This is a genomic window from Lentiprolixibacter aurantiacus (genome assembly GCF_026241225.1).
Taxonomy (GTDB): Bacteria; Bacteroidota; Bacteroidia; order Flavobacteriales; family Flavobacteriaceae; genus Lentiprolixibacter; species Lentiprolixibacter aurantiacus.
The window spans coordinates 596,502-618,928 of the sequence record NZ_JAPFQP010000004.1; the positions used below are offsets into that span (position 1 = coordinate 596,502).

Sequence of the window (22,427 nt, forward strand, 5' to 3'; positions counted from 1 at the left end):
TTGCATTAACCGGGCATTCGCTACTTTGGTGAAAATGTAAATAAAATGCGTTCAATTAGTACAAAACCCCTGCCATTAAATACCTTTAAAAATCTTTCAGAAACCCGCAATCCTTTTTGCGTCAGCATCTACCTGCCCATGTTCAAAAAAGGAAAGGAACAGAATCAGGAGATGGGGCCTGCCACGCTGAAATCCCAGATCCACAGGCTCGAAAAAACGCTGGGCGAATACGGCATGAAAGATCCCGAAATAAAGGAGTATCTCAAACCATTGCACAGTCTTGTGGAAAACCGTGAATTGTGGCGTAATCCCGGTGACGGGCTGGCTATATTCCTTGAAAAAGAATCCGGACTGCAATACTACCTGTTACCTTTTTCTTTCGAGCCAGTAAGCTACGTCAGCAATCATTTTTACATGCTTCCCCTATACCCGATGTATCACCAAAACGGCGAGTATTTTATACTTGGGCTTAGCAGGGATTATGTAAGGCTATACAAAGCAGACCGCTACGGCCTTAGAGACCTGAATCTTGAAACCCATGCCCCTGAACAGCTGGAGGAAGTAGTAGGTTATGATTACCAGCAAAAAACACTACAATTCCGCAGCGGCCAGGCCGGATATGCACAGGGTTCATTCCACGGTCATGGCGAAGGCAAGGATGATGAAAAAATAGAGTTAATCAAGTTTTTCAAGGAGATCGATAAAGGCGTAAGGAAACTTTTAGGCGAAAGCAATGCCCCTCTGATTGTTGCCGGAGTTTCCAGATGGCATTCTCTTTACAAGGAAGTAAATTCCTATCCCAACCTTTATAAGGAAGCTCTTTGGGGAGATCCTGAATTTAAGGATGTTGGAACGTTGCAGCAGGAAGCCTGGGAACTTGTAGCCCCGTATTTTAAAGCAACTTTGGATGCCAAAATCAGGGCTTACAGGGAGAATGTCCACCGTTCCAATACCTCACACCAAATTGCAGATATTCTCCGGGCAGTCAAGGACGGTAGAGTGGATACCTTATTCATTCAAAAAGGTACAGACGAATTCGGAACTTATTCGGAAAAGGGATGTATTATCCTGGATTCAGAGAAAACAAAAAAGAATATCTCCATTTATAACAGGATGGCAAGAGATACCTTCCTGAAGGGGGGCAAGGTCTACATACTGGACAAAGGGCATATGCCCTATTCAAAACGGCCCATAAATGCCCTTTTTCGGTATTAAGGTTTGCATCTGCAAAAACTATTAGCTGTCGCCCCTGTAAATGAGCAAGGTCATTTCAGGATACATTAACAGCCTTTATCTTTCTGCTGTTTAACCCTTAAAACCAAGATCATGGCCGTTTTAAAAGTAGTTGAGATTTTAGGAAACTCTACAGTGAGTTTTGAAGATGCAGTTCAGAACGTGGTCACAGAAGCCTCCAAAACCCTGAAGGATATCCGTTCAGTATATGTGCAGGATATGCAGGTAACAGTTACTGATAATGCTATTTCCGAATACCGCGTAAATACCAAAGTTTGTTTTGGAATAATGGATATGGATTGAAAAGGAAAATTTTGGGAGCCTCTTTAAAAGCACGGCCTAATAGGTTGTGCTTTTTTCATTTACCTATATTCCATACGGGCTGGTCCATTCCTGCGAGGTCTGACCGATATCATTTCAAGGATCATTTATTCTCATGATCTTGCTGTTTCCTAATATTAATAATTTATCATTATGGCATATACAGTATTTGAAGACAACCTTGTGGATTATGAACAATGGTATGAAGATCATAAAATGGTTTTTGAGTCTGAGGTCAGGGCGATACAGGCCCAGTTTGAGAAACTCCCCGAGAATATCCATGGCATAGAAGTAGGACTGGGTACAGGTAGGTTTGCACATGCACTTGGAATCAGGGAAGGAATAGAACCCGCTGAGGTCATGGCGCAAAAGGCGGTACAACGGGGTATTGAAGTTGTGAAGGGCACAGCAGAACAACTGCCCTATGCAGACATGCAGTTTGATTTTGTGTTGTTTGTGACCATCTGCTATCTGGACAATCTTAAACTTGCCCTCAGGGAAGCTAACCGGGTACTAAAAAGAGATGGATCCATTATTATCGGTTTCCTGGACAAGGAAATGCCAGTGGCCCAAAACTACCTGGAAAAAAAACATCGCAGCACATTTTATAGAGACGCTTCCTTTTATACGGTAAAGAGAGTGGAAAGCCTTCTAAAGGAAACGGGATTTAGCAAACCGGAATTCAATCAGACCCTTTTTGGGGAACTGGATGACATAGTCGACGCACAGTACCCGAAGGAAGGTTTCGGAGAGGGTTCCTTTGTTGTGGTTAAAGCTATCCGAAAATGAGCATAGAATATCTGCCGCATACGGCTGATATCCGTATGCGGTTAGAGGCATCATCCTTACCCGAACTTTTTCAGGAAGGGCTGCTGGGTATGTCAGGTATCCTTAAGGAGAAATTCTGTGAACGTGAGAAGGAATTATCCCTGCAGATTCCTATTAATATTTCAGCTACAGATCCTGGGTGTCTTATGGTTGATTTCCTTTCGGAAGTACTCTCTGTTTCCTATACCGAAAAAGCCATTTTCTGCCGGATGGAATTGACAGCCCTTTCAGAGACAAATATCTCGGCAAAAATTTACGGGGCCCCTTATTCAGAACTGGATGAAGAAATTAAGGCCGTAACCTATCACGAAGCAGAAGTCAAAAAGAACACATCAGACCTTTGGGAATCCTTAATTCTGTTTGATATATGAAATATGAAAATTCAAAAAGAGCATATTAATAAGATTAAGGATTACCTCTGGGAGATTCCCACTTCTTTTCGCCCGCAATACATGAATGTCCCGGCACGTATTCTGGCCTCCGAGACCCTGCTGGATGAAATCATGGAAGACCGTTCTCTTGCCCAACTGGTTAATGTGGCTTCCCTTCCCGGAATACAGGGGGCCTCCATGGTTATGCCTGATGTACATGAAGGTTATGGATTTCCTATTGGTGGTGTTGCAGCCACTTCTTATCCCAAAGGGGCTATTTCCCCGGGAGGCATTGGATATGATATTAACTGCGGAGTAAGACTGTTGCTGTCCTCCCTTAATCGTGAAACTGTACAGGAAAGTCTGGGAGTTTTGTCCAGGGAGTTATACAATCATATCCCTTCAGGAATGGGCAAGGGCGGATCAATACTATTGTCTTCCCGGAAGATGCATGAAGTGCTTCGTAATGGTGCTGAATGGGCTGTATCCCAGGGCTATGCAAAGGCGGAAGACCTTCGTTTTATAGAGAGCAATGGCAAACTTGAAATGGCAGATCCCCGATTGGTCTCGGAAAGGGCCAAACAACGGGGCAAAGATCAGTTAGGTACAATAGGTTCAGGCAACCATTTTGTAGAAGTTGATTACATTGATGAGATCTACAATACCAATATTGCCACTGCCTATGGTTTGGAGTGCGGACAGGTCGTATTGCTCATTCACACGGGATCCAGGGGACTTGGGCACCAGGTAGCCACGGATCATATCAAAATCATAATGGGAGCAATGGAAAAATACGGGATCAACGTACCGGACCGGGAACTGGCCTGCGTTCCTTTTGATTCAGAAGAAGGGCAAAACTACTTCAGGGCTATGTGCGCGGCAGCTAATTTTGCCTGGTGCAACCGCGAATTGATTTCCTGGGAGGCTAGGACTGCATGGGCAAAAGTATTTGGATCTGAGGTAGACGATCTGCACCTTATGTATGACGTTGCCCACAATATTGCCAAATTAGAGGAACACAGTGTAGAGGGGAAGTCTTCTCTGATGATTGTACACCGTAAAGGAGCAACGCGTGCTTTCGGACCTGGCTTCCCGGAATTGCCTGAAAAATACCTGAAAGCAGGTCAGCCAGTGATCATCCCCGGAAGTATGGGAACGTGCTCTTATGTGCTCGCGGGTACCGCCAGAAGCATGGAAATCACTTTTGGTTCCTGTTGCCACGGTGCCGGTCGCAGATTATCCCGTACGGCAGCCAAAAAACAGGTAAATGCACCTGTTCTCAAGGAAGAGCTTCGCTCTCGAGGCATCTATGTTGAAGCAGGATCATTTAAAGGCATAGCCGAAGAAGCGCCCGTTGCCTACAAAGATATCAATGAGGTAGTGGAAACGGTCCATGCTTCAGGAATCGCAACAAAGGTGGCCAAGTTAAAGCCTATGGTGGTGGTTAAGGGTTAGTGGCATTAACCTCCTCCAGGATGCGAATTGCTTCCTCGTCGGAAACCTGGTAAAAATGCAGGTAAAACTGTCCTACTGCCCTGAAATTCATTGGCGTGGCCAGGCATATCACCTCATCTACCTGGGGCAGGGCCTCAAGCATGTGAACCGCCTGTAACGGTGCTACGGGTATTGCCACAATTATTTTGGCCGGATGCTGTTTTGAAACTAATTGTACCGTTGCCAAAAGCGTATTCCCGGTAGCAATCCCATCATCCACAACAATAACCACCTTATCCACGAGGGGTACAGGTTTTCGCTTCTTGTAATACTGATCCTGACGCTTTCGAAGTGTTTCCCTGATGCGAGATATCTCTTCCTCAATATAAACCCTGGGAATGGTCTCTGTTTCGCTTAGTACAACACTATCAAGGCTTACCGCCCCTACCGCATATTCCCTGTGGTAGGGGTGACCTATTTTCTTGGTTAAGGCAACGTCCAGGGGAGCCTTAAGGAACCTGGCTACCTCAGCTCCTACGGGTAATCCTCCCCGGGGAATGGCCAAGACTACAATATCCTGGCCTAGAAATTCCTTCAATTGCTCCCCCAGTTGCTTTCCTGCATCGTTCCTGTTTTCATACAAATGACCCATTTCCTATTTAAAGTATTTTGTAAACCATTTGGCAGACAGGAGGGCAACTTCTTCCAATTTGCCGGGTTCTTCAAACAAATGGGAAGCCCCCTCGACTATTTCCAGCCTTTTTGTACAAGGCAATTGGTCATAGGCACGCTCATTGAGGCCTATAACCATTCGATCCCTGCTTCCTACAAGAAGCAAGGTTGGTGCTTTTACTTCTGGCAATACTTTAAGTGCCAAATCCGGCCTTCCCCCCCGGGATACCACAGCAGATATTTCTTTGCCAAAGTAGGCGGCAGCTCCCAGGGCAGAGGCAGCTCCCGTGCTGGCTCCGAAATAGGCCACTTTAAGTGTTCTGGTTTCCTCTTTTGCTTTAATCCAGTGTGTAACAGCGATGAGTCTTTGGGTTAGCAACGGTATATCAAAACGAGTTTCGTAGTTTAGGTCTTCCTGCTCGGTTAGTAAATCGAACAAAAGGGTAGCCATGCCCTCTTCCTGCAATATTGAAGCAACATAATTGTTCCTTGAGCTCAACCTGCTGCTTCCGCTACCGTGTGAAAACAGTATAATCCCTCTGGGCTGATCCGGGATACACAGTATTCCTTTCAGGCTTACGGTACCCAGCGCAATGCTGACCGCGATTGGAGTTGTTTTTATTTTCATAGTAATTTAATTTATTCACAATTCTGCAATTGGGTATCACGGATAAACAACAGGGTAATACCGTAAGTAACCGCCAGGATCAACAGGTAAGCAATTATTCCTGGCACAGGGAGTAAGACCTGAACGTAAACCATTGCTACTATAGCCTGGCTCAATAAAACAATAGTCCGGGAATTCCTTGAATATTTGTTCAGAGAATTGAGGTAATGGGTTAAAAGGAGGGCAGTAAGGACACTTGAGCCTGTTTTCATGTTTATGCCTTACTAATTGCTGCAAACTCTTCTTTAGCAGGAAATGCAATACGATAAATGCAAAGAAGTTTGTTAAGAGATTGACTATCCACAGGCCATAACCCCAAAGGGCACTCCCTCCTGAAAACCAATCTTCTATCTGCATTACCAATGACCCCGATTCTAACATCTTTCCATTCTCAATTGAATTTCTCAGGCCAATCCTGAAGCATGTTCCTTGCTCTTCGGAATACTGAGAAGCGGTAGGTTAGATTCACCTTTCATTCTTTTTACAAGGTCCCTATGCCAGATATTGGAAATCAGGTGGTGTTCTTCGCGTTCCAGCATGGCCAGTAAATCTGCATTAACTTCCCAGAGGTAATCTGTTAAAGCCTTATAAATATCCTCTGCGAAGCGCAATTCAAATTGCATCCTGGGATAATTTACTTTTTGTGACAGCATTTCTTTAAACCATTCCATCTGGTCTTCCCCTGCATACTCATCCCTGGTAGATACGTGAAAAATCCTGATCTCAGCTCCAAAAAGGGAGGCCCAATGGGTAATATCACGGATTGCATAAATATCGGCCTGTTCAAATGCCGTTGCATAAACAATAGTTTCAATACTGGAAAATTCATAATGCTCCGGCAAAAGCATTACCGGAATATGAGATTTCTCAATTAACCCGGAGGCCGTGCTGCCCATAAAAAGGTCGCGCATCAGGGTGCTTCCCCTCTTGCCTGCCAGAATCATTCCTGCCCCTATTTCTTCGGCCTTTTCAAGTATACTCAGGGAAGCAATACTGTTTTCAGCAACCACCGTAATCAATTTCTTCTGATCCGGTATTTTAGCAAGGTGTTCCAGGCAAAACTCCTTTAGCCTTTCGGTATTCCTTAAAAATGCTGTTTCCTCCATTCGCGCATAGGCTATGCTAACCGTGCTTATGAATGTGGCATTGATGTCAAAAACGTGCATCACATAAAGCGGAACATCCAGTTTTTGACTAAGGTTCCATGCAAACTTGAGGGCAGGCACGGAATTAGGTGAGTAATCGGTGGCGTACAACAGGGATTTCATTTGATCTACTTTAGGATTAAGCTGCAAACTATTAAAAAGCCCTTCTAAATGAAATGACGGTAGTCAGTCAGGGTAGCAGCGGGCATTATACATGATAATAGTCATTTTTCCGCTTTGGCAGTTGCGCTAACTTTAACATTACCATAATGGATTCCCTGAATTTATGGGATATGAAACAAAATTACAGCCATGGGAGAAATTGCCACATCAGATCGTCAGATTACGCTTTATTACAATTCCGGGAGCAGAAGGGCCAAACAAACCCTTGCCTATGCCAGAGCTGAAGGACTTCCCATACAGGAGATAGATATCCTTCAAACTCCGCTGACCGGCACCCAGATCATGGAACTGGTAGACAGGCTAGGAATTAAGGTTGCGGACCTGGTCAACCAGGACCATACCTCCTATTCTGCCAAATTCAGCAAAGCTGAATTTTCCCCGGAGGATTGGATTAAAATGATCCAGAAAAATCCGGATATAATGAAACAACCCATAGCCATCAGAGGTGAGATCACCATTCTGGTAGAGACGCCATCAGACATAATTAAAATCTGAAACAGGGATATATGCGATTTTTCAGGGATTTCAATATAGCGGACTGGTTTTCCTTCTACCGCATCTTTGCAGTACCGATCCTTATTGTCTTTATCTGGCTGGGTGAACGCGAACTGTTTTCCTGGTTTATGTTGATCAGCTATTCCACCGATGCTATTGACGGTTTTCTCGCACGTAAATTAAAGATCAGCAGTGCCCGGGGTTCCCAACTGGATTCTTATGGGGACCAGCTTACCCTGATCATCGCTTTGTTTGGGCTCCTTATTTTCGAATACGACTTTATGCGGGAGAATTTCATACTGATCCTTATCGCTTTTGTCCCCTACATCATCCAGATGCTTATCGCACTTAAGAAGTATGGCAAGGCCACTGCATTTCACACCTATCTCGCAAAATTATCGGCAATAGTCCAGGCTGCGTTTGTGCTGTGGATACTCTTTTTTGGTCCGGTATATTGGCTGTTCTACACTATGATCATTCTGGGTGTTATCGAAACGATAGAAGAAATTACCCTTATTTTTATGTACGATAATTGGGTAGAGGGCGTAAAGGGAATTTACTGGGCAAACCACGATCCGAGAAGGTTGGAAAAGTATTCGGACAAAAATGAGTAAAAGAGACCTTAAAAAAGAACTCAAACCCCTGTATCAACCCAGGGCTTCCGATGTAGTTACCGTTCATGTACCCAGTTTTAATTTCCTGATGATAGACGGCAAGGGAGATCCCAATACAGCTATTGAATACAAACAGGCCGTTGAGGCTCTTTTTTCCCTGTCCTATGCATTGAAATTTACCATAAAAAAGGGACCCCTGGGCATTGATTACGGAGTTATGCCGCTGGAAGGACTCTGGTGGGCCCATGATATGGAGAACTTTGGCAGCCTCCCCAAGGACGATTGGTTATGGACAGCCATGATCATGCAACCCGAAATGATCGATCAGGACATGGCAAATGAAGTAATTGAAACGATCAAAAAGAAAAAAGACTTGCCGGCACTGGACAAAATTCGTTTGGAATCCTTTGAAGAAGGAAGGGCCGCGCAAATAATGCATATCGGTCCTTTTTCAGAAGAAGGCCCAACTATTCAGAAGGTTCATGAGTATATTCGGGAATTGGGATTTACCAATAGGGGAAAGCACCATGAAATCTATTTGTCTGACATTCGCCGGGCGGCTCCAGAAAAATGGAAAACTATCGTAAGGCAGCCTTATTGAGCATCAGGGAGAATTATTCTGTTTCGCAGCCGCTTTCCGCTCTTTTCTTTCCAGCTTCTTAAAATATCCCCTTGTGAGGAAACTGTGTTTCAAAGCTTCCATGTTCTCATTGAATTTAGCTGTTCCTTCCTCTATATTTTTCATAGTAGCAGAAAGCCTATTTACCAGGGTGGTATCTTGGGTAAGATAATTAAAGGCTCCGCTGCTTTGATCTAAATCTTTTACAAGGCTGTCCAGATCGCTGGTAACCGTTGCCATATTTTTACTGGATATCTCGAGGTTAACCATAATCTCCTTTACCCGTTGGCCACTCAAGGTATCAGTTAGCAATATATTGGCAATACTTTCCTTAGCCTTTATCCCTTTCGTAAGGCTATTCAATTCTTTGAACATGATATCTGCTTCTCTGCTGGCTTTATTCAGGTTGTAGATGGTCTGCTCTAAATTATTAGCCATAACCGTATCGTTAAGCAGTCGGCCCAAAGTACCTTTTCCCTGCCTCAGGGCTGTAGTAACCTTTAGGAGGTCAGCGGTAAGTAAGGCTGCATTCTCGTTGGTAACATTAAGTGTACTAAGCATATCTTCGGCACCGATCCTGCTATAGGAAGTTATCCGGCTCCCATCCTGTACCAGAGGCGCATTGCCATTGCCAGGAATGATATTGACGATCATACTGCCCACAAGGCCGTCTGAACCAATAGTGGCAATCGCATCGGTTTTGATATGCGGATGCATTTTCTCCTCGATAAGCATGAGGACGCGGATCAGGGTATCGTTTTCCATATCAATATCGCTAACGGTTCCAACGTTTATCCCCGCGTAGCGAACATTGTTCCCTTTTTGCAATCCGTTCACATTCTTGAAGACAGCTTCAATAGTAAAGTTCTGACCAAACATATTCTGCCTATTGCCGATCAGGTAGGAAGCGACAACAAGCAGTGCGGTCCCGAGGATCACAAAAACACCTAATTTCAATTTCTGGGCAGTAGATTTTTCCATATCCTATTTCTTAAAAAATGCCTCTACCTTGGGATCCTTTGAAAGGACAAGTTCCTCATAGGTTCCCTCGGCATAATTCACCCCATCAACCAGCAGGATCATACGCTCGGAAATAACCCGGGCGCAGTCCACATCGTGGGTGATTATAAGCGATGATGTTCCATATTTCTCCTGTATGCTACGCATCAGTTCAATAATTTCCTTGGCTGTGATCGGATCCAGGCCGCTGGTGGGTTCATCGTACAAAATGATCTTGGGCCTCAGGATCAATGTCCTGGCCAAAGCCACCCTTCGTTTCATCCCACCGGAAAGTTCCTCGGGCATTAGGTCAACAGTATGAGCGAGGCCCACACTTTCCAGGGCTTCCAGCACTAGCGGAAGGGTATCAGTTATTTCACCCAGTTTTTCACTGTGCCTGCGCATAGGAAACTCCAGGTTTTCACGCACGGTCATGGAGTCGTAAAGTGCACTTCCCTGGAAAAGGAACCCTATATCCGATCGCAATATGTCCAGCGCCTCACGGTCCAGGGTGCCGATCTCCCTGCCCATTACGAAAATCCGACCCTTATCGGGCTTCATCAGGCCCACCAGGCATTTGATCATAACAGATTTGCCAGAGCCTGATTTACCCATTACCACCAGGTTCTCCCCCCTGAACAATTTCATATTAAATCCATTGAGCACATGATTTTCCCCAAAACTCTTGTACAGATCTTCTATATGGATCATGACCTCCGGAGGCTCCTTAGGCTTCAATTGCGTTATATGTGAAGGGGAAGCTTTCATAGTTCATAAAAAATATCTGATATAAAAACGGCGATAAAGTCGATCACAAACAACAGCATGGAAGTAAATACCACGGCGGTATTGGCAGCAAGGCCAACCCCGGCAGTACCCTTCTTACTGTAGTAGCCTTTAAAGCAACCCACCAGGCCAATGGCGAACCCAAAGAAGAAAGATTTTATGGTTGCCGGGACTAAATCCCCGTATTCCAGTGCATCAAATACACGGTTAAAATAAAGCTGGAAGGAAACATCTCCTTTGAAATTCTCGACCAGGGCAGAGCCATAAAGCGCTACGGCATCTCCAAGTATCACCAAAAGCGGGAGCATCAATGTTGTGGCAAGTATGCGGGTTACCACCAGATATTTAAAAGGGTTGGTTCCGGATACCTCCATGGCATCGATCTGTTCAGTAACCCGCATGGATCCCAGTTCGGCGCCTATACCGGAGGCAATACGCCCTGCACAGACCAAAGCAGTAATTACGGGACCCAGTTCCCGTACGATGGAGATTCCCACCATATCGGGCATCCAGGATACGGCTCCGAATTCCACAAGGGTGGGCCTTGACTGCAGCGTGAGTACCAGGCCAATTATAAACCCGGTAACCAGGACCAGGGTTAAAGACCGGTTGCCCATATGATAGCATTGCCTCAAAAGTTCCCTGAATTCAAAAGGGGGCTTAACCGTTTCTTTAAAGAACCGGCCTGCAAAGAGAGACAATTCGCCAATTTCCACAAAGAAATGGCGAAATCCTGCGGATATGGGTTTTGCCGTATTCATCGATGTTTATTGAATTGCAGGGCAATTTCAAAGGTATCGAATCGGTTACGGGAACTAAATGACTTAGATCATGCCAAAAGAATGACTTATGTCATTTTATTCCCCGGTCAAACCCCCTAGATTTATCCTATGTCTAACGATTTACAACATGAATATTATGGAAACCAAACCCATCTTCAACGAGGATATTCACTTCGAGCATCAACAGTGGGAAAGAGAGCTCGATTTTTATGATGATGAAATCAAAATTTTCAAAAACCGCCTGGCTGAAATTCTGCATAAAAGCCAGGACAGGGAATTTCTGGTAGAGCTGGACCACTTCGAAAACCGCTTCCGCATACACCACTCCAAGATCGAAGCCTTCAGGCAGCGTATACGTGCTCATGAAATGAATATATCCAGACAATACCAGGCAGGAGAGAACAGTATGGACCACGTTATGTATGATTACCATGTGGACTTCAGGGAACAAATGCAGACAGAACGAGAAATGTATAACGACCTTAAAAAGGAATTTTTCGATTTCATGACAAAGAACAACTAAGTCTATTTTAAATCCATCATGAGCAATGCTGGAATCAGTTTAAAAAATATTTTTTACTTCCTCGGCATCAGTACTTTGGCGGTATGGATCACTATTACCGCCAAGGTGGTACTGATACCCCTGTTGTTCAGCGTACTGCTTGCCCTTTTCCTCAACCCAATTGTCAATTTTTTTGAGCGACATATTCGCAACAATATCCTGGCCATCCTGGTCTCATATATCACGGCAGTAATCCCATTTCTGCTGGTTTTAGGCTTCTTTTTCAACCAGTCGCGCATATTGTTTGGCAACCTACCCTCGTCCAGGGATAAATTAAAGGAAAAAATGACCCTGGCCATGGACTGGGTGGATCATAAATTTAAGTTGGATGCGGAATCCACTTCACATTGGGTGGAGAAGAATTTCAACTCCATAGTGGATGTCCCGGCAGATGCTCTGGGCGAAAGCCTGACCTCCACAACCACCGTCATAGCCCATGTGGTGCTGATTATAGTACTCACGTACTTTATACTGCTCTACCGGATTTCCTTTAAGAATTTTTTACTTGCCCAGGTAGGGCCAGATCAACGGAAAAAACTGGAGGCACTGTTTTTAAAAGTGCAATACCTTACCAAACGCTACCTGATGGGACAGGCGATTGTAATCGTGATCCTTGGGTTGCTCATCGGAACCGGACTCTGGGCAATTGGGGTGCCTTACGCCTATTTCTGGGGGTTCCTGGCCGGTTTCCTGGAGATCATTCCATACATTGGCACCACTATTGGGGTGGTATTGCCATTTACCTACATGCTGATCCTCTCTGACACCCTTTGGCAACCTATTGCTGTAGTAGCACTTTATATCATGATTCAGCAAATAGAAGGTAACCTCATCTCCCCCAACATCATGGGACCCAGCATAAAGATCAACCCATTGTTCATAATACTGGGGTTGTTTATAGGAGCTATTGTCTGGGGTATACCCGGTATGATCCTTGCGCTGCCTGTCCTCGCGATTACCAAGGAAATCCTCAGGGGCTTTGACCGAACAGTTCCATTAAGCTATATAATGGAAAATGGACTGTCCCGAAAAAGCGGGATTTTCCTGGACAAATACGATTTAGGCAAATACCGCCTGATCAAACCCTTAATGAAGAAGGAGGAAGACTAAATACCTTTAAAAGCTCGCCCTCAAAGACTATATCGCTTCATCCAAAAAGAATGTTCCATAGAATCAATTTTCTTGATATTTTCGCGAAACTAAAGACACTGTCAGGATTCCATGTTTAGAGAACAGTTGAACAAATGGGGAAAGGAAGGCAAGCCTTTTGTTTTTTTGATCGATTTTGAGCAACAAAAACCGAGGGCATGGTTAATGGATGAATGTCCTGAGAGTTTCAAATATAACTTCGACGGTATAACCAATGTAGCCCCCAAAAGCAATGGCAATAGGGCATTCAGGTTCGATAAAACAGTCCTGGAACAGGATCTTTATCGATTGAAATTTAACCAGGTCAAGGATCAGTTGCTTCGCGGAAACAGCTACCTGGTAAACCTGACTGTTTCCAGTCCCCTTGAAACGGACCTTACTCTTGAAGAAATTTTCCACGCTTCGGTTTCCCGTTATAAAGTCTGGCTAAAGGATGAATTTGTTTGTTTCTCCCCGGAATCTTTTGTGCAGATTAAAAACAACCGGATCTGTACCTTTCCCATGAAGGGTACCATCGACGCTGATTTGAAGGATGCCAGGGACAGGATTCTGGCCGACAAAAAGGAACAGGCAGAACATGCCACAATTGTAGACCTGTTGCGAAATGACCTGAGCAAGGTGGCTAATAATGTAACCGTAAATAAATATCGGTACTACGAGGTAATTCAATCCAATTCCAAGAAACTCGGACAGGTTAGTTCGGAAATTTGCGGAAGCCTGCCGGAGGGTTTTGCCAGCTCCATAGGAGATATCTTGTGGGAATTACTACCCGCCGGTTCCATTTCAGGTGCCCCAAAAAACAAAACCGTCCAGATTATACAGGAAGTCGAAGGAGCGGAAAGGGGTTATTACACAGGTATTGCAGGCTATTTCGATGGAAAAAACCTGGACAGCTGCATTCTGATCCGGTATATCGATCAGAATTACACGTACAGGAGTGGTGGTGGAATCACTCACCTTAGTTCTATGGAAGAGGAATATCAGGAACTGATAGACAAGATTTATGTCCCGATTTATTGAATCCATCCGTATTGCGAATGGGCTTATCGAAAACCTGTCACTCCACCAGGAAAGGGTAAACCGTACCTTACTGGACTATTCGGCAGGCACCAGGATTCACCTGGAAGAATACATCAAGACCCATGCACTTTCGGATCAAATGGTGTACAAATGCAGGGTAATCTACGATTTAAATGAAATTCAGGAAGTACAATATATCCCTTATCAAAAAAGGGTTGTTGGATCCCTGGCGATCGCAAGGGATAACAGTATAGAATACCACCATAAATACGCTAACCGGGATCATATTAACCGACTATTTTCCAATTCCGGGGCAGATGATATTATCATTGTAAAAAACGGTTGCGTAACAGACGCTTCATACGCCAACCTGGTGTTCTGCGATGGGGTGTCATGGTATACCTCAAACACACCCCTGCTAAAGGGTGTCAGGCGTGAACAACTGATCCGGGATGGCATCATAAAGGAAGCTGCCATCAGGGAAGAGGATATATGTGACTTCAGCACAGTAAGACTGATCAACGCCATGATCCCATGGGAGGAGGCTGTTGAGGTGCCGGTTAGTAGGATCGTATTTCCTGCCCCCTGATCAAAAAACCGAATGGAGTACTCACGTCGTTCATGATGCAGAATGGGAAACCACGACTGCAAATACAAAACCCCAATTCCCTGTCGCGAATTGATTTTTTCTTTTCCATCCCAAAGCTCAAATGAATTTGGCTTTCTTCTAAAAAGTTACTGGAGTATTCGCCTTGCTCATGATCCAGAATAGGAAACCGGGGCTGCAATTAGAAAATCCACAACTGCTAACCCTGGTGGTTTTTTGTTTTCCTGCGAAAGCCACTGGATTACTCGCTAATGCTCGTGATCCAGACCGGGAGACAACGACTGCAAATAGAAAACCGCAAACCTTCACAGGTTTGCCTTTGTTTTTTCCTTCCCCTCAAAAGCTGAAATAAATTTCGCTTTCTCGGGAAAAGAAAAAACCAGCACCGGATGGTGCTGGTTTTCTGCTTGATGTGGGCCCTACTGGATTCGAACCAGTGACCCCCTGCTTGTAAGGCAGGTGCTCTGAACCAACTGAGCTAAGAGCCCTCTTTTTCTATCAATAATATAACCCTGTGACCTGGGTTTTGTTCGCCGAAGCTCCATTGGAGCGGAGGCGGGTGCAAATATAGGATAGTTTTTTGGTACGAAAAACAAAATTTCAGAAAAATTACAATACCTCAGCAACTGTAAAGTTGCTGCCTCCAACAAACACCAGGTCGTCTTTATTCGCGTGCATTAAAGCAGCCCTGTATGCCTCCTGAACTGAAGTATAAACCTCTCCCCTCAGATCATGTTGTGCTGCCGCCTTCTGCAGTTCTTCAGCACTTAGTCCTCTTGGAATCTGCGGCCTGGCAAAAAAATATTTAGCCTTCCCGGGAAATAAGGGTAATATGGCCTGCAGGTCCTTTTCTTTCACAAACCCCAATACCATATGCAACCGCGTATAAGTCTCCTTTGAAAGTTGTTTCATTATAAGCGCTATCCCCTCCTGGTTATGCCCTACGTCGAATATTACCTTTGGAGATTCCTGCAAAACCTGCCATCGCCCCAAAAGACCTGTATTTTCGACTATAGCATTGAGCCCGCTCTTGATATGGGTTCGGGACACGGAATATCCGCGGAGATGCCTAAGTACAGCTATTACTCCTGCAATATTGAACTTCTGATAATCCCCTAATAAATCGGTTTCATAATGGATAGGCTCCTTATTATCACGGGCAAAGTACAGCGGAGCTCCCACCTCTGATGCAACCTCCTCAAAGACTGCTGCCGTTTCTTCGTGAAACTCACCTATAACAACAGGTACATTGGGCTTCATAATGCCGGCTTTTTCTCTGGCGATTTTCGGCAGGGTATCCCCCAGAAGGTCCATATGGTCCATCCCAATATTGGTTATCAGACAAACTTCAGGAGTAATGATATTGGTAGAATCCAAACGGCCACCCAAACCAACCTCTATAATGGCAATATCTACCTTCTTTTTCGCAAAGTAATCGAAAGCCATTCCCACAGTCATCTCAAAGAACGAGAGTTTATGATGCTTCAGGTAATCCAGATGACGGCGAACAAAACCAATTACAAACTGCTTACTGGCAGGCCTGCCATTGATCCTGATCCGCTCCCGGAAATCCTTAAGGTGAGGTGAAGTATAAAGCCCCACTGTATAGCCGGCTTCCTGCAGGATAGAGGCCAGCATATGGCTACTGGATCCCTTGCCATTAGTTCCGGCTACATGAATACTTTTGAATTTAAAATGAGGGTTTCCCAGGTAGGCGGCTAAATGCCTTATACCATCCAGTTTGCCGCTATATGCGTCCTTCCCTTTACGCTGATACATGGGCAGCTGGGCAAACATCCACTCCAGCGTTTCCTGATAATTCACTCTCCCAGTTTGAAGTTGACCACCACAAAGCCAATTTGCTGACTGGGTGCTTTGGAATCAGGATTCCATTTGTGAAGAAAAGCCGTTTTACGTGCGGGTTCCAGCAGACAGGGATGGTTGTTGGTAGTTCCCTTTACTCCTGCCTGGGCATCGATTACCTTACCATTGCGGTCAACCACAATACGAACAACAACCCTGCCCTCTTCATTGCATTCCTGCTGTACTTTACCCCTGTTGGCCAGCGAACGACCGGAAAGTCCATATCCGCCTGTCCCACTACCTGTCCCCGGGCTGCCATAGTAGGTATTTGCATAAGGATCACCATCGGGCTGGCCTTTGTCACCCGCTCCCTGATCATCACCCTCAGCTTCTGCCTCAGCACCTTCAGCATTGTTTAGTCCGCCCATCAACTCATCTAACTGTTTCTTTTTGGCTTCCCGTTCCTGCCTTGCCTTTTCCTCTGCGGCCTGACGCTCCCTTTCCAGGCGTTCTGCTTCCTCCCTTGCTTTACGGGCGGCTTCCTCGGCTATGCGTTTTTCGGCTTCCTGTTGTTTGATCCTTATAGCTTCTTCAGATTCCCGGGTAAGCAGTTCTTCACTTTCCTTTTCGGTTACCATTTCTTCTTCCTGTTCAACAACAGGTTCCGGTAACTGTTCCTCAGGTACTTCCTCCTCCTGTTCCTCTTCCTGCACGGGTTGCGGTTGTGCTTTAGGTTTTGGCGGTGCCGGCCCTTGCCCGTAGTCTACATAACCAAAATTGACGGTAATCCCGTTTTCAATTGGCGGGTCCATGTAAGTAAGACCTATGTAGAAAAGTAATAGGAGAAACAGGCTCAGCAGTATAGTGGTAAGCCAGAAGGATTTCTTTTTGTGTCTCGTATCCAGTAACGCCATTAGTTGGGGCGCACAGCCAGGATCACCTTATAATTGTTGCGGTTAGCAATATCCATCACATTAACCGCTTCCTTTATGGCGACACTTTCTTCTGCCCTTAAAATGATCGTGGGCTTCTCCTGGTCCTTAAGTGCCTTTTTTAATTCAATTTCAATGTATTCTCCGTTAATCCTTTCGTTATTGACAAAATACTCCAGGTTCTTGTTGATAGTCACCGATACGTTTTGGGTATTGGTTGACTTACCCTTTGCTTTTGGCAATAGTAAATCCAGTGCATTGGGTGCATTGGCGGTCAGCATGAAAAAAATGAGCAGCAAAAAAACAATGTCTGTCATCGAGGACATGCTGAACTGTGGATTGATCTTATTTCTCCCTTTCAGTTTCATAGCCCGAAATTATACCGGTTCGTTCAACAAATCCAGGAATTCAACCGCATTGGCCTCCATTTTATGGACAACCTTGTCTGTGCGGTTCACAAGGTGGTTGTAACCCATATAGGCGATAATACCCACTACCAAACCTGCCACTGTGGTGGTCATGGCCGTATATATTCCTGAGGCAAGTGCCCCCATTTCGGCTTGTCCGCCACTGCTCGCCATCTGGTGGAAAGCCAGGATCATACCAATAACAGTTCCCAGGAATCCAATCATTGGGGCGGCCCCGGCAATGGTGGCAAGAATGTTTACATTCTTTTCCAGCTTGTAAACCTCAAGCGTACCGGCATTTTCGATGGCCGTATTGATATCATCGAGGGGCTTTCCGATTCGGGATACCCCTTTTTCCGTGAGTCGTGCTACCGGAGAATTGGTCTGGGCACATAAGATTTTTGCCGCTTCCAGTTTGCCATTCATGACATGGTCGCGGATCTGATTCATAAAGTTTTTGTCGATACTGGAGGCTGCCTTTATAGCAAGAATTCGTTCGAAATAAATGTAGAGGGCCACTGCCAACATGACAAATAGCACTGAGATAATCAGAATGCTGCCCGCACCTCCGTTTACGATAAGGTCTATTACTGAAAGTGTCTTTTCTTCAGAAATCACTTCCCCTGCTTGTGTCTCGTCCACAAGATCCTGGAATAAAATCATAAATTTTTTTCATTTACAGTTGCCCCTATAACGGCATAAAGTGCATAAAATTATGCCTTATAGAACAAAATCTCGCATTAAGATAAATACCACCGCTCCAGCAAGGAATCCTGCCAGTGCCAAAACGGATATTTTGCGAAGATACCAGAAGAAATCGATCTTTTCCATACCCATGGCCACAACTCCCGCTGCTGAACCAATAATTAGCATACTTCCACCAGTTCCGGCGGAGTAGGCGATAAAATGCCATAAGGGGCTATCCATAGGCTGCGAAAACATACCCATACTGGCTGCAACCAGTGGTACATTATCGATTACAGCAGATCCAATACCCAGGAGCATAACCACAATATCGGTGTTGGGTATGGCCTGATTCAGGCTTTCAGCATAATGGAACAGATAGCCCAGAGATTCCAGGGCCGCCACAGCGAGAAGGATTCCCAAAAAGAACAGGATACTGGGAAGTTCGATCTTTGAGAGCGACTTGTGCACAGGGCTGTGGTGAGAAGCAGCGTCGCTTTCTCCGTCAACCGTTGTGATGCTGATCTTGGCATTACTATATATCTCGGCAAAGGTAGCTACCAGTGCCAGGGACAGCATCATGCCCACGTAGGGAGGCAAATGGGTAATAGTCTTGAAAAAGGGTACAAAAACAATAGCTCCCAGACCCAGATAGAGCATGATCGGCCCATAAGGGGATTTAGAAGTTTCTATTTCCCCCATAGATTCTATATTGCCCTTAAAAGCCTTAAAATTCTGCGCGATCAGGGTAGGTACTACCATACACATAATGGAAGGCACCAGGACCGTGATCACCAGTTGCGATGCCGATACTTTATCCGCAATCCACAACATGGTGGTAGTTACATCACCTATTGGAGACCAGGCTCCCCCTGCATTGGCATTGATGATAATCAGTCCCGCAAACCACAGGCGCGTTTCCCTATCCTGAATTACTTTCTGCAGGATGGTAACAAGTACAATTGTTGCGGTCAGGTTATCTATAATTGCCGATAAAACAAAAGCCAGAATAGAAAATAACCAGAGAAGCTTTTTCTTGCTTCTGGTCTTGATATAGCCTTTGATCGTAGCAAAACCATCAAAATAGTCAATGATTTCCACTATGGTCATGGCTCCCAGCAGGAAAACCAGGATCTCTGCCGTTTTCCCCAGGTGGTGCAGCAACATCTCATCCAGATGTGAAGGCTCCAATTCCTTTAGCTCCGCATTTACCTCGAATACCGGCAGGTGAGTAAGGGCAATTATAGCCCATAATATGGCCATCATGGCCAGTGCCGGTATGAGTTTATCTATCTTGAGATTATGTTCCAGGGTAATTGCGAGGTATCCTACTAAGAAAACAATGATAATAATGGTTTCCATATGGTTGGTTTATTATTAGACGAGTTGTTTTAAAGCGATTTCAAATGCTGTTTTACTCAGGCTTTTTTTGGATGCATTTTGCTTAAAGATATTCAAAATTGCTTTTCTAATAGTATCTGAGGTATCATTAAATATTTTTTCATCATCCATTGACACCCTGCGTTCCATAAAATAAGCAAAAACGCGTGCCATACCGCAGTTTGAGATAAAATCCGGAATTAGGCTGATGCGTTCGTCCGTGTATTCCATAATGGGCCCGAAAAAGATTTCCTTATCCGCAAATGGAACATTGGCCCCGCAGGAAATCACCTCCAGTCCGGTATCGATCATCTGGGAGATTTGTTCCTGGGTAATAAGCCTGGAAGCCGCACAGGGTGCAAATATTTCCGTAGGCAAACTCCAGATGCGTTCGTTTATTTCATCAAATGGAATCAATATATCTGCATCCGCAATGAGGAGTGTATTTCCTTTTTTATGCAGGAAAAAATGCTTAATCTCTTCAAAGCTGAATCCGTCTTCCTTAATAACACCACCCACACGATCAATAATACCTACTATTTTAGCTCCCATCTGAGCCAGGTAGAAGGCTGCTGCCGCTCCAACATTTCCAAAACCCTGCACAACGGCCTTTTTCCCGATCACGGTGCCTCCGTAAATGTCGTAATAATGTCTTATGGCCTCTGCAACGCCGAAACCGGTAATCATGTCGGCCACCGTATATTTTTTGGAAATATCCGGGGAGTACTGTTCGTTTTCAAGAACTTTTATAACCCCCAGTCGTAGCTGTCCGATCCGGTTGATCTTGTCGGCTTCAGTTGGGCGGAAATGCCCATTGAATACGCCTTCCTGCGGATGCCAGACACCTGCTTCTTCCGTTATGGGGATTACTTCATGAATCTCATCCACATTCAGATCGCCACCAGTACCATAATAACTTTTAAGCAGTGGAGAAACTGCGCGGTACCATCTTTCAAGCACGCCTTTTTTGCGGGGATCATGTGGATTGAAATTGATCCCTGATTTGGCCCCGCCAATCGGAGGTCCTGAAACGGTGAATTTCACCTCCATGGTTTTAGCCAGGGATAGCACTTCATTCATATCCAGGCCTTCACGCATTCGGGTTCCTCCGCCGGCTGCACCACCTCGAAGAGAGTTGATTACTGTCCAACCTTCAGCTTCTGTTTCCGAATCTTTCCAGTTGAAAACAATTTCCGGAGGTTTATTCTCGTATTTTTTTAGTAGTTCTTTCATTATTTTACCTGTAAATTATTTTAGAAATTATATAGCCTGTCACCAAGGCCACTTCAGAGATTCTCTTGTTAAAATAAGCCCCGAAGGGCTAATGTTGTCTCATATTTACAGGTTTGGATGTGGTTTAAAAAGTGCTACAGACAAATATAAAAATTTGGTCTTGGTTTAAAACCCCCAGGATTATTTTATTAGGAGGGCCTGTTATCAGAAAAAATAATTGTTTCATTATTCTCAAATTAGGGTTGTTATTATTGATAAATATCTAACCAGGCCTTATCTTTGTAGACCTTTTTTGTCAATTTCACATATTATGGATTTTACGTTAACCGAAGAGCACCTGATGATCCAACAAGCTGCGCGCGATTTTGCTCAGCAGGAACTGTTGCCGGGTGTAATCGAAAGAGATGAGGAACAACGCTTTCCGGCTGAAGCCGTCCGAAAAATGGGAGAGCTCGGCTTTATGGGTATGATGGTAGACCCTAAATATGGGGGCAGTGGCATGGACACGCTTTCCTATGTAATTGTTATGGAAGAGCTGTCAAAAATAGACGCCTCCGCTTCAGTGGTAGTATCCGTTAACAATTCTCTTGTTTGCTGGGGATTGGAAACCTTCGGGACTGAAGAACAAAAGCAGAAATACCTGACGCGTTTGGCAACGGGAGAAATTATAGGAGCTTTCTGTCTTTCAGAACCAGAGGCCGGCAGTGATGCCACATCTCAAAAGACAACGGCAATAGACAAGGGTGATCACTACCTGCTAAACGGCACTAAAAACTGGATTACCAATGGTGGAACAGCAGACGTATATCTGGTTATGGCTCAAACAGACGCTGATAAAGGTCATAAAGGAATTAATGCCCTGATTGTGGAAAAAGGCATGCCCGGCTTCGAAATTGGCCCCAAAGAGAACAAGCTGGGAATAAGGGGAAGTGATACCCACTCTCTTCAATTCAATGATGTAAAGGTTCCCAAGGAGAATCGAATCGGGGAGGATGGTTTCGGGTTTAAATTTGCCATGAAAACCCTGGCAGGAGGGCGCATTGGAATTGCAGCACAAGCCCTTGGTATAGCCGCCGGTGCTTATGAACTTTCACTGAAGTATTCCAAAGAGCGCAAGGCATTCGGAAAAGAAATAAGCAGGCATCAGGCCATTGCCTTTAAGCTTGCCGACATGCATACCCGGATTGAAGCAGCCCGGCATCTGGTTTACAAATCGGCCTGGGATAAAGACCAGGGTAATAATTATGACCTCTCCGGTGCCATGGCTAAATTATATGCCTCTGAAGTAGCTATGTGGGCTTCCGTGGAAGCCGTACAGATCCATGGGGGTAACGGATATGTAAAGGAATATCATGTGGAACGCCTGATGCGGGATGCCAAAATTACACAAATCTATGAGGGCACTTCCGAAATCCAGAAGATTGTAATTTCCCGTTCTGTGCTAAGCAATTAGATAACTGCTTAGCGTGCATTTTAAAATTTCAAGGGTAGCCGGAATATT

The 22,427-nt window shown here is 44.9% G+C and carries 26 protein-coding genes and 1 tRNA gene; 13 read left to right on the forward strand and 14 right to left on the reverse strand.

Going from position 1 to position 22,427, the window contains the following annotated elements; translation table 11 throughout:
• Window positions 1-45: 45 nt before the first annotated feature.
• From OO016_RS14210 to OO016_RS14230, 5 genes are all read left to right on the forward strand, one after another.
• Entirely contained in the window at window positions 46-1,215 is a 1,170-nt protein-coding gene (locus OO016_RS14210; RefSeq protein WP_266015410.1) for a baeRF7 domain-containing protein, read from the forward strand.
• 111 nt (window positions 1,216-1,326) lie between these two features.
• Window positions 1,327-1,536 (forward strand): dodecin family protein, encoded by a 210-nt coding sequence (locus OO016_RS14215; RefSeq protein ID WP_266015412.1) that lies wholly within the window; start codon window positions 1,327-1,329, stop codon window positions 1,534-1,536.
• Window positions 1,537-1,707: 171 nt separating this feature from the next.
• On the forward strand, window positions 1,708-2,343 hold the full coding sequence (locus OO016_RS14220; RefSeq protein ID WP_266015414.1) for a class I SAM-dependent methyltransferase: 636 nt from the start codon (window positions 1,708-1,710) through the stop codon (window positions 2,341-2,343).
• Entirely contained in the window at window positions 2,340-2,753 is a 414-nt protein-coding gene (locus OO016_RS14225; RefSeq protein WP_266015416.1) for an archease, read from the forward strand. Before OO016_RS14220 ends, OO016_RS14225 begins: the two co-directional genes overlap by 4 nt.
• 3 nt (window positions 2,754-2,756) lie before the next feature.
• Window positions 2,757-4,208 carry an RtcB family protein gene (locus OO016_RS14230; protein ID WP_266015418.1) on the forward strand — a complete coding sequence of 484 codons (1,452 nt, stop codon included), beginning with the start codon at window positions 2,757-2,759 and terminating at the stop codon, window positions 4,206-4,208.
• On the opposite strand, the gene OO016_RS14235 is transcribed toward OO016_RS14230, so the two are convergent.
• The 4 genes from OO016_RS14235 to OO016_RS14250 form a co-directional block, all read right to left on the reverse strand.
• Window positions 4,198-4,839, reverse strand: a complete 642-nt coding sequence (locus tag OO016_RS14235) for a phosphoribosyltransferase (protein WP_266015420.1) — start codon at window positions 4,837-4,839, stop codon at window positions 4,198-4,200. The genes OO016_RS14230 and OO016_RS14235 overlap by 11 nt on opposite strands.
• Before the next feature lie 3 nt (window positions 4,840-4,842).
• Window positions 4,843-5,487: a dienelactone hydrolase family protein gene (locus OO016_RS14240; protein ID WP_266015422.1), complete on the reverse strand. Its 645-nt coding sequence runs from the start codon at window positions 5,485-5,487 to the stop codon at window positions 4,843-4,845.
• A gap of 11 nt (window positions 5,488-5,498) precedes the next feature.
• A complete protein-coding gene (locus OO016_RS14245) occupies window positions 5,499-5,738 on the reverse strand; it encodes a hypothetical protein (protein WP_266015424.1) in 240 nt (79 codons plus the stop codon).
• A gap of 192 nt (window positions 5,739-5,930) precedes the next feature.
• Window positions 5,931-6,794, reverse strand: a complete 864-nt coding sequence (locus OO016_RS14250; protein ID WP_266015426.1) for a universal stress protein — start codon at window positions 6,792-6,794, stop codon at window positions 5,931-5,933.
• A 189-nt stretch (window positions 6,795-6,983) separates the two neighbouring features.
• Between OO016_RS14250 and OO016_RS14255 the strand changes: the two genes are divergently transcribed.
• From OO016_RS14255 to OO016_RS14265, 3 genes are read left to right on the forward strand one after another with little or no spacing between them, the layout of a single operon-like run.
• A complete protein-coding gene (locus OO016_RS14255) occupies window positions 6,984-7,349 on the forward strand; it encodes an arsenate reductase family protein (protein WP_266015428.1) in 366 nt (121 codons plus the stop codon).
• Window positions 7,350-7,360: 11 nt separating this feature from the next.
• A complete protein-coding gene (locus tag OO016_RS14260) occupies window positions 7,361-7,963 on the forward strand; it encodes a CDP-alcohol phosphatidyltransferase family protein (RefSeq protein ID WP_266015430.1) in 603 nt (200 codons plus the stop codon).
• Complete coding sequence (locus tag OO016_RS14265) at window positions 7,956-8,564, forward strand: GyrI-like domain-containing protein (RefSeq protein WP_266015432.1); 609 nt, start codon at window positions 7,956-7,958, stop codon at window positions 8,562-8,564. The genes OO016_RS14260 and OO016_RS14265 overlap by 8 nt, the downstream gene beginning before the upstream one ends.
• A 3-nt stretch (window positions 8,565-8,567) precedes the next feature.
• On the opposite strand, the gene OO016_RS14270 is transcribed toward OO016_RS14265, so the two are convergent.
• From OO016_RS14270 to OO016_RS14280, 3 genes are read right to left on the reverse strand one after another with little or no spacing between them, the layout of a single operon-like run.
• The gene (locus tag OO016_RS14270) at window positions 8,568-9,563 is read right to left on the reverse strand and encodes an MlaD family protein (RefSeq protein WP_266015434.1); all 996 of its coding nucleotides are present in this window, start codon (window positions 9,561-9,563) and stop codon (window positions 8,568-8,570) included.
• 3 nt (window positions 9,564-9,566) lie between these two features.
• A complete protein-coding gene (locus OO016_RS14275; protein WP_266015436.1) occupies window positions 9,567-10,349 on the reverse strand; it encodes an ABC transporter ATP-binding protein in 783 nt (260 codons plus the stop codon).
• Window positions 10,346-11,128, reverse strand: coding sequence for an MlaE family ABC transporter permease (locus tag OO016_RS14280; protein ID WP_266015439.1), 783 nt, complete (start codon window positions 11,126-11,128; stop codon window positions 10,346-10,348). The genes OO016_RS14275 and OO016_RS14280 overlap by 4 nt, the downstream gene beginning before the upstream one ends.
• 157 nt (window positions 11,129-11,285) lie before the next feature.
• Between OO016_RS14280 and OO016_RS14285 the strand changes: the two genes are divergently transcribed.
• From OO016_RS14285 to OO016_RS14300, 4 genes are all read left to right on the forward strand, one after another.
• Entirely contained in the window at window positions 11,286-11,672 is a 387-nt protein-coding gene (locus OO016_RS14285) for a hypothetical protein (protein WP_266015442.1), read from the forward strand.
• A gap of 18 nt (window positions 11,673-11,690) precedes the next feature.
• Complete coding sequence (locus tag OO016_RS14290) at window positions 11,691-12,821, forward strand: AI-2E family transporter (RefSeq protein WP_266015445.1); 1,131 nt, start codon at window positions 11,691-11,693, stop codon at window positions 12,819-12,821.
• A gap of 111 nt (window positions 12,822-12,932) precedes the next feature.
• Window positions 12,933-13,880, forward strand: coding sequence for an aminodeoxychorismate synthase component I (locus tag OO016_RS14295; RefSeq protein ID WP_266015449.1), 948 nt, complete (start codon window positions 12,933-12,935; stop codon window positions 13,878-13,880).
• On the forward strand, window positions 13,864-14,469 hold the full coding sequence (locus OO016_RS14300) for an aminotransferase class IV (RefSeq protein ID WP_266015452.1): 606 nt from the start codon (window positions 13,864-13,866) through the stop codon (window positions 14,467-14,469). Before OO016_RS14295 ends, OO016_RS14300 begins: the two co-directional genes overlap by 17 nt.
• A 431-nt stretch (window positions 14,470-14,900) precedes the next feature.
• Here the strand turns inward: OO016_RS14300 and OO016_RS14305 are convergent.
• From OO016_RS14305 to OO016_RS14335, 7 genes are all read right to left on the reverse strand, one after another.
• A tRNA-Val gene (locus tag OO016_RS14305) sits at window positions 14,901-14,975 on the reverse strand.
• A gap of 121 nt (window positions 14,976-15,096) precedes the next feature.
• On the reverse strand, window positions 15,097-16,311 hold the full coding sequence (locus OO016_RS14310) for a bifunctional folylpolyglutamate synthase/dihydrofolate synthase (RefSeq protein ID WP_266015455.1): 1,215 nt from the start codon (window positions 16,309-16,311) through the stop codon (window positions 15,097-15,099).
• Window positions 16,308-17,204: a cell envelope integrity TolA family protein gene (locus tag OO016_RS14315; RefSeq protein WP_266015458.1), complete on the reverse strand. Its 897-nt coding sequence runs from the start codon at window positions 17,202-17,204 to the stop codon at window positions 16,308-16,310. The genes OO016_RS14310 and OO016_RS14315 overlap by 4 nt, the downstream gene beginning before the upstream one ends.
• Window positions 17,204-17,590 carry an ExbD/TolR family protein gene (locus OO016_RS14320; RefSeq protein ID WP_266015461.1) on the reverse strand — a complete coding sequence of 129 codons (387 nt, stop codon included), beginning with the start codon at window positions 17,588-17,590 and terminating at the stop codon, window positions 17,204-17,206. Before OO016_RS14320 ends, OO016_RS14315 begins: the two co-directional genes overlap by 1 nt.
• Window positions 17,591-17,599: 9 nt before the next feature.
• Window positions 17,600-18,292 (reverse strand): MotA/TolQ/ExbB proton channel family protein, encoded by a 693-nt coding sequence (locus OO016_RS14325; protein WP_266015464.1) that lies wholly within the window; start codon window positions 18,290-18,292, stop codon window positions 17,600-17,602.
• Window positions 18,293-18,349: 57 nt separating this feature from the next.
• A complete protein-coding gene (gene nhaD / locus OO016_RS14330) occupies window positions 18,350-19,675 on the reverse strand; it encodes a sodium:proton antiporter NhaD (RefSeq protein ID WP_266015467.1) in 1,326 nt (441 codons plus the stop codon).
• Between the two features lie 15 nt (window positions 19,676-19,690).
• The gene (locus OO016_RS14335; RefSeq protein WP_266015471.1) at window positions 19,691-20,926 is read right to left on the reverse strand and encodes a Glu/Leu/Phe/Val dehydrogenase dimerization domain-containing protein; all 1,236 of its coding nucleotides are present in this window, start codon (window positions 20,924-20,926) and stop codon (window positions 19,691-19,693) included.
• A gap of 310 nt (window positions 20,927-21,236) precedes the next feature.
• Here OO016_RS14335 and OO016_RS14340 point away from each other — a divergent pair, with 310 nt between their 5' ends.
• Window positions 21,237-22,379: an acyl-CoA dehydrogenase gene (locus OO016_RS14340; protein WP_266015474.1), complete on the forward strand. Its 1,143-nt coding sequence runs from the start codon at window positions 21,237-21,239 to the stop codon at window positions 22,377-22,379.
• The last annotated feature ends 48 nt before the right edge of the window (window positions 22,380-22,427 follow it).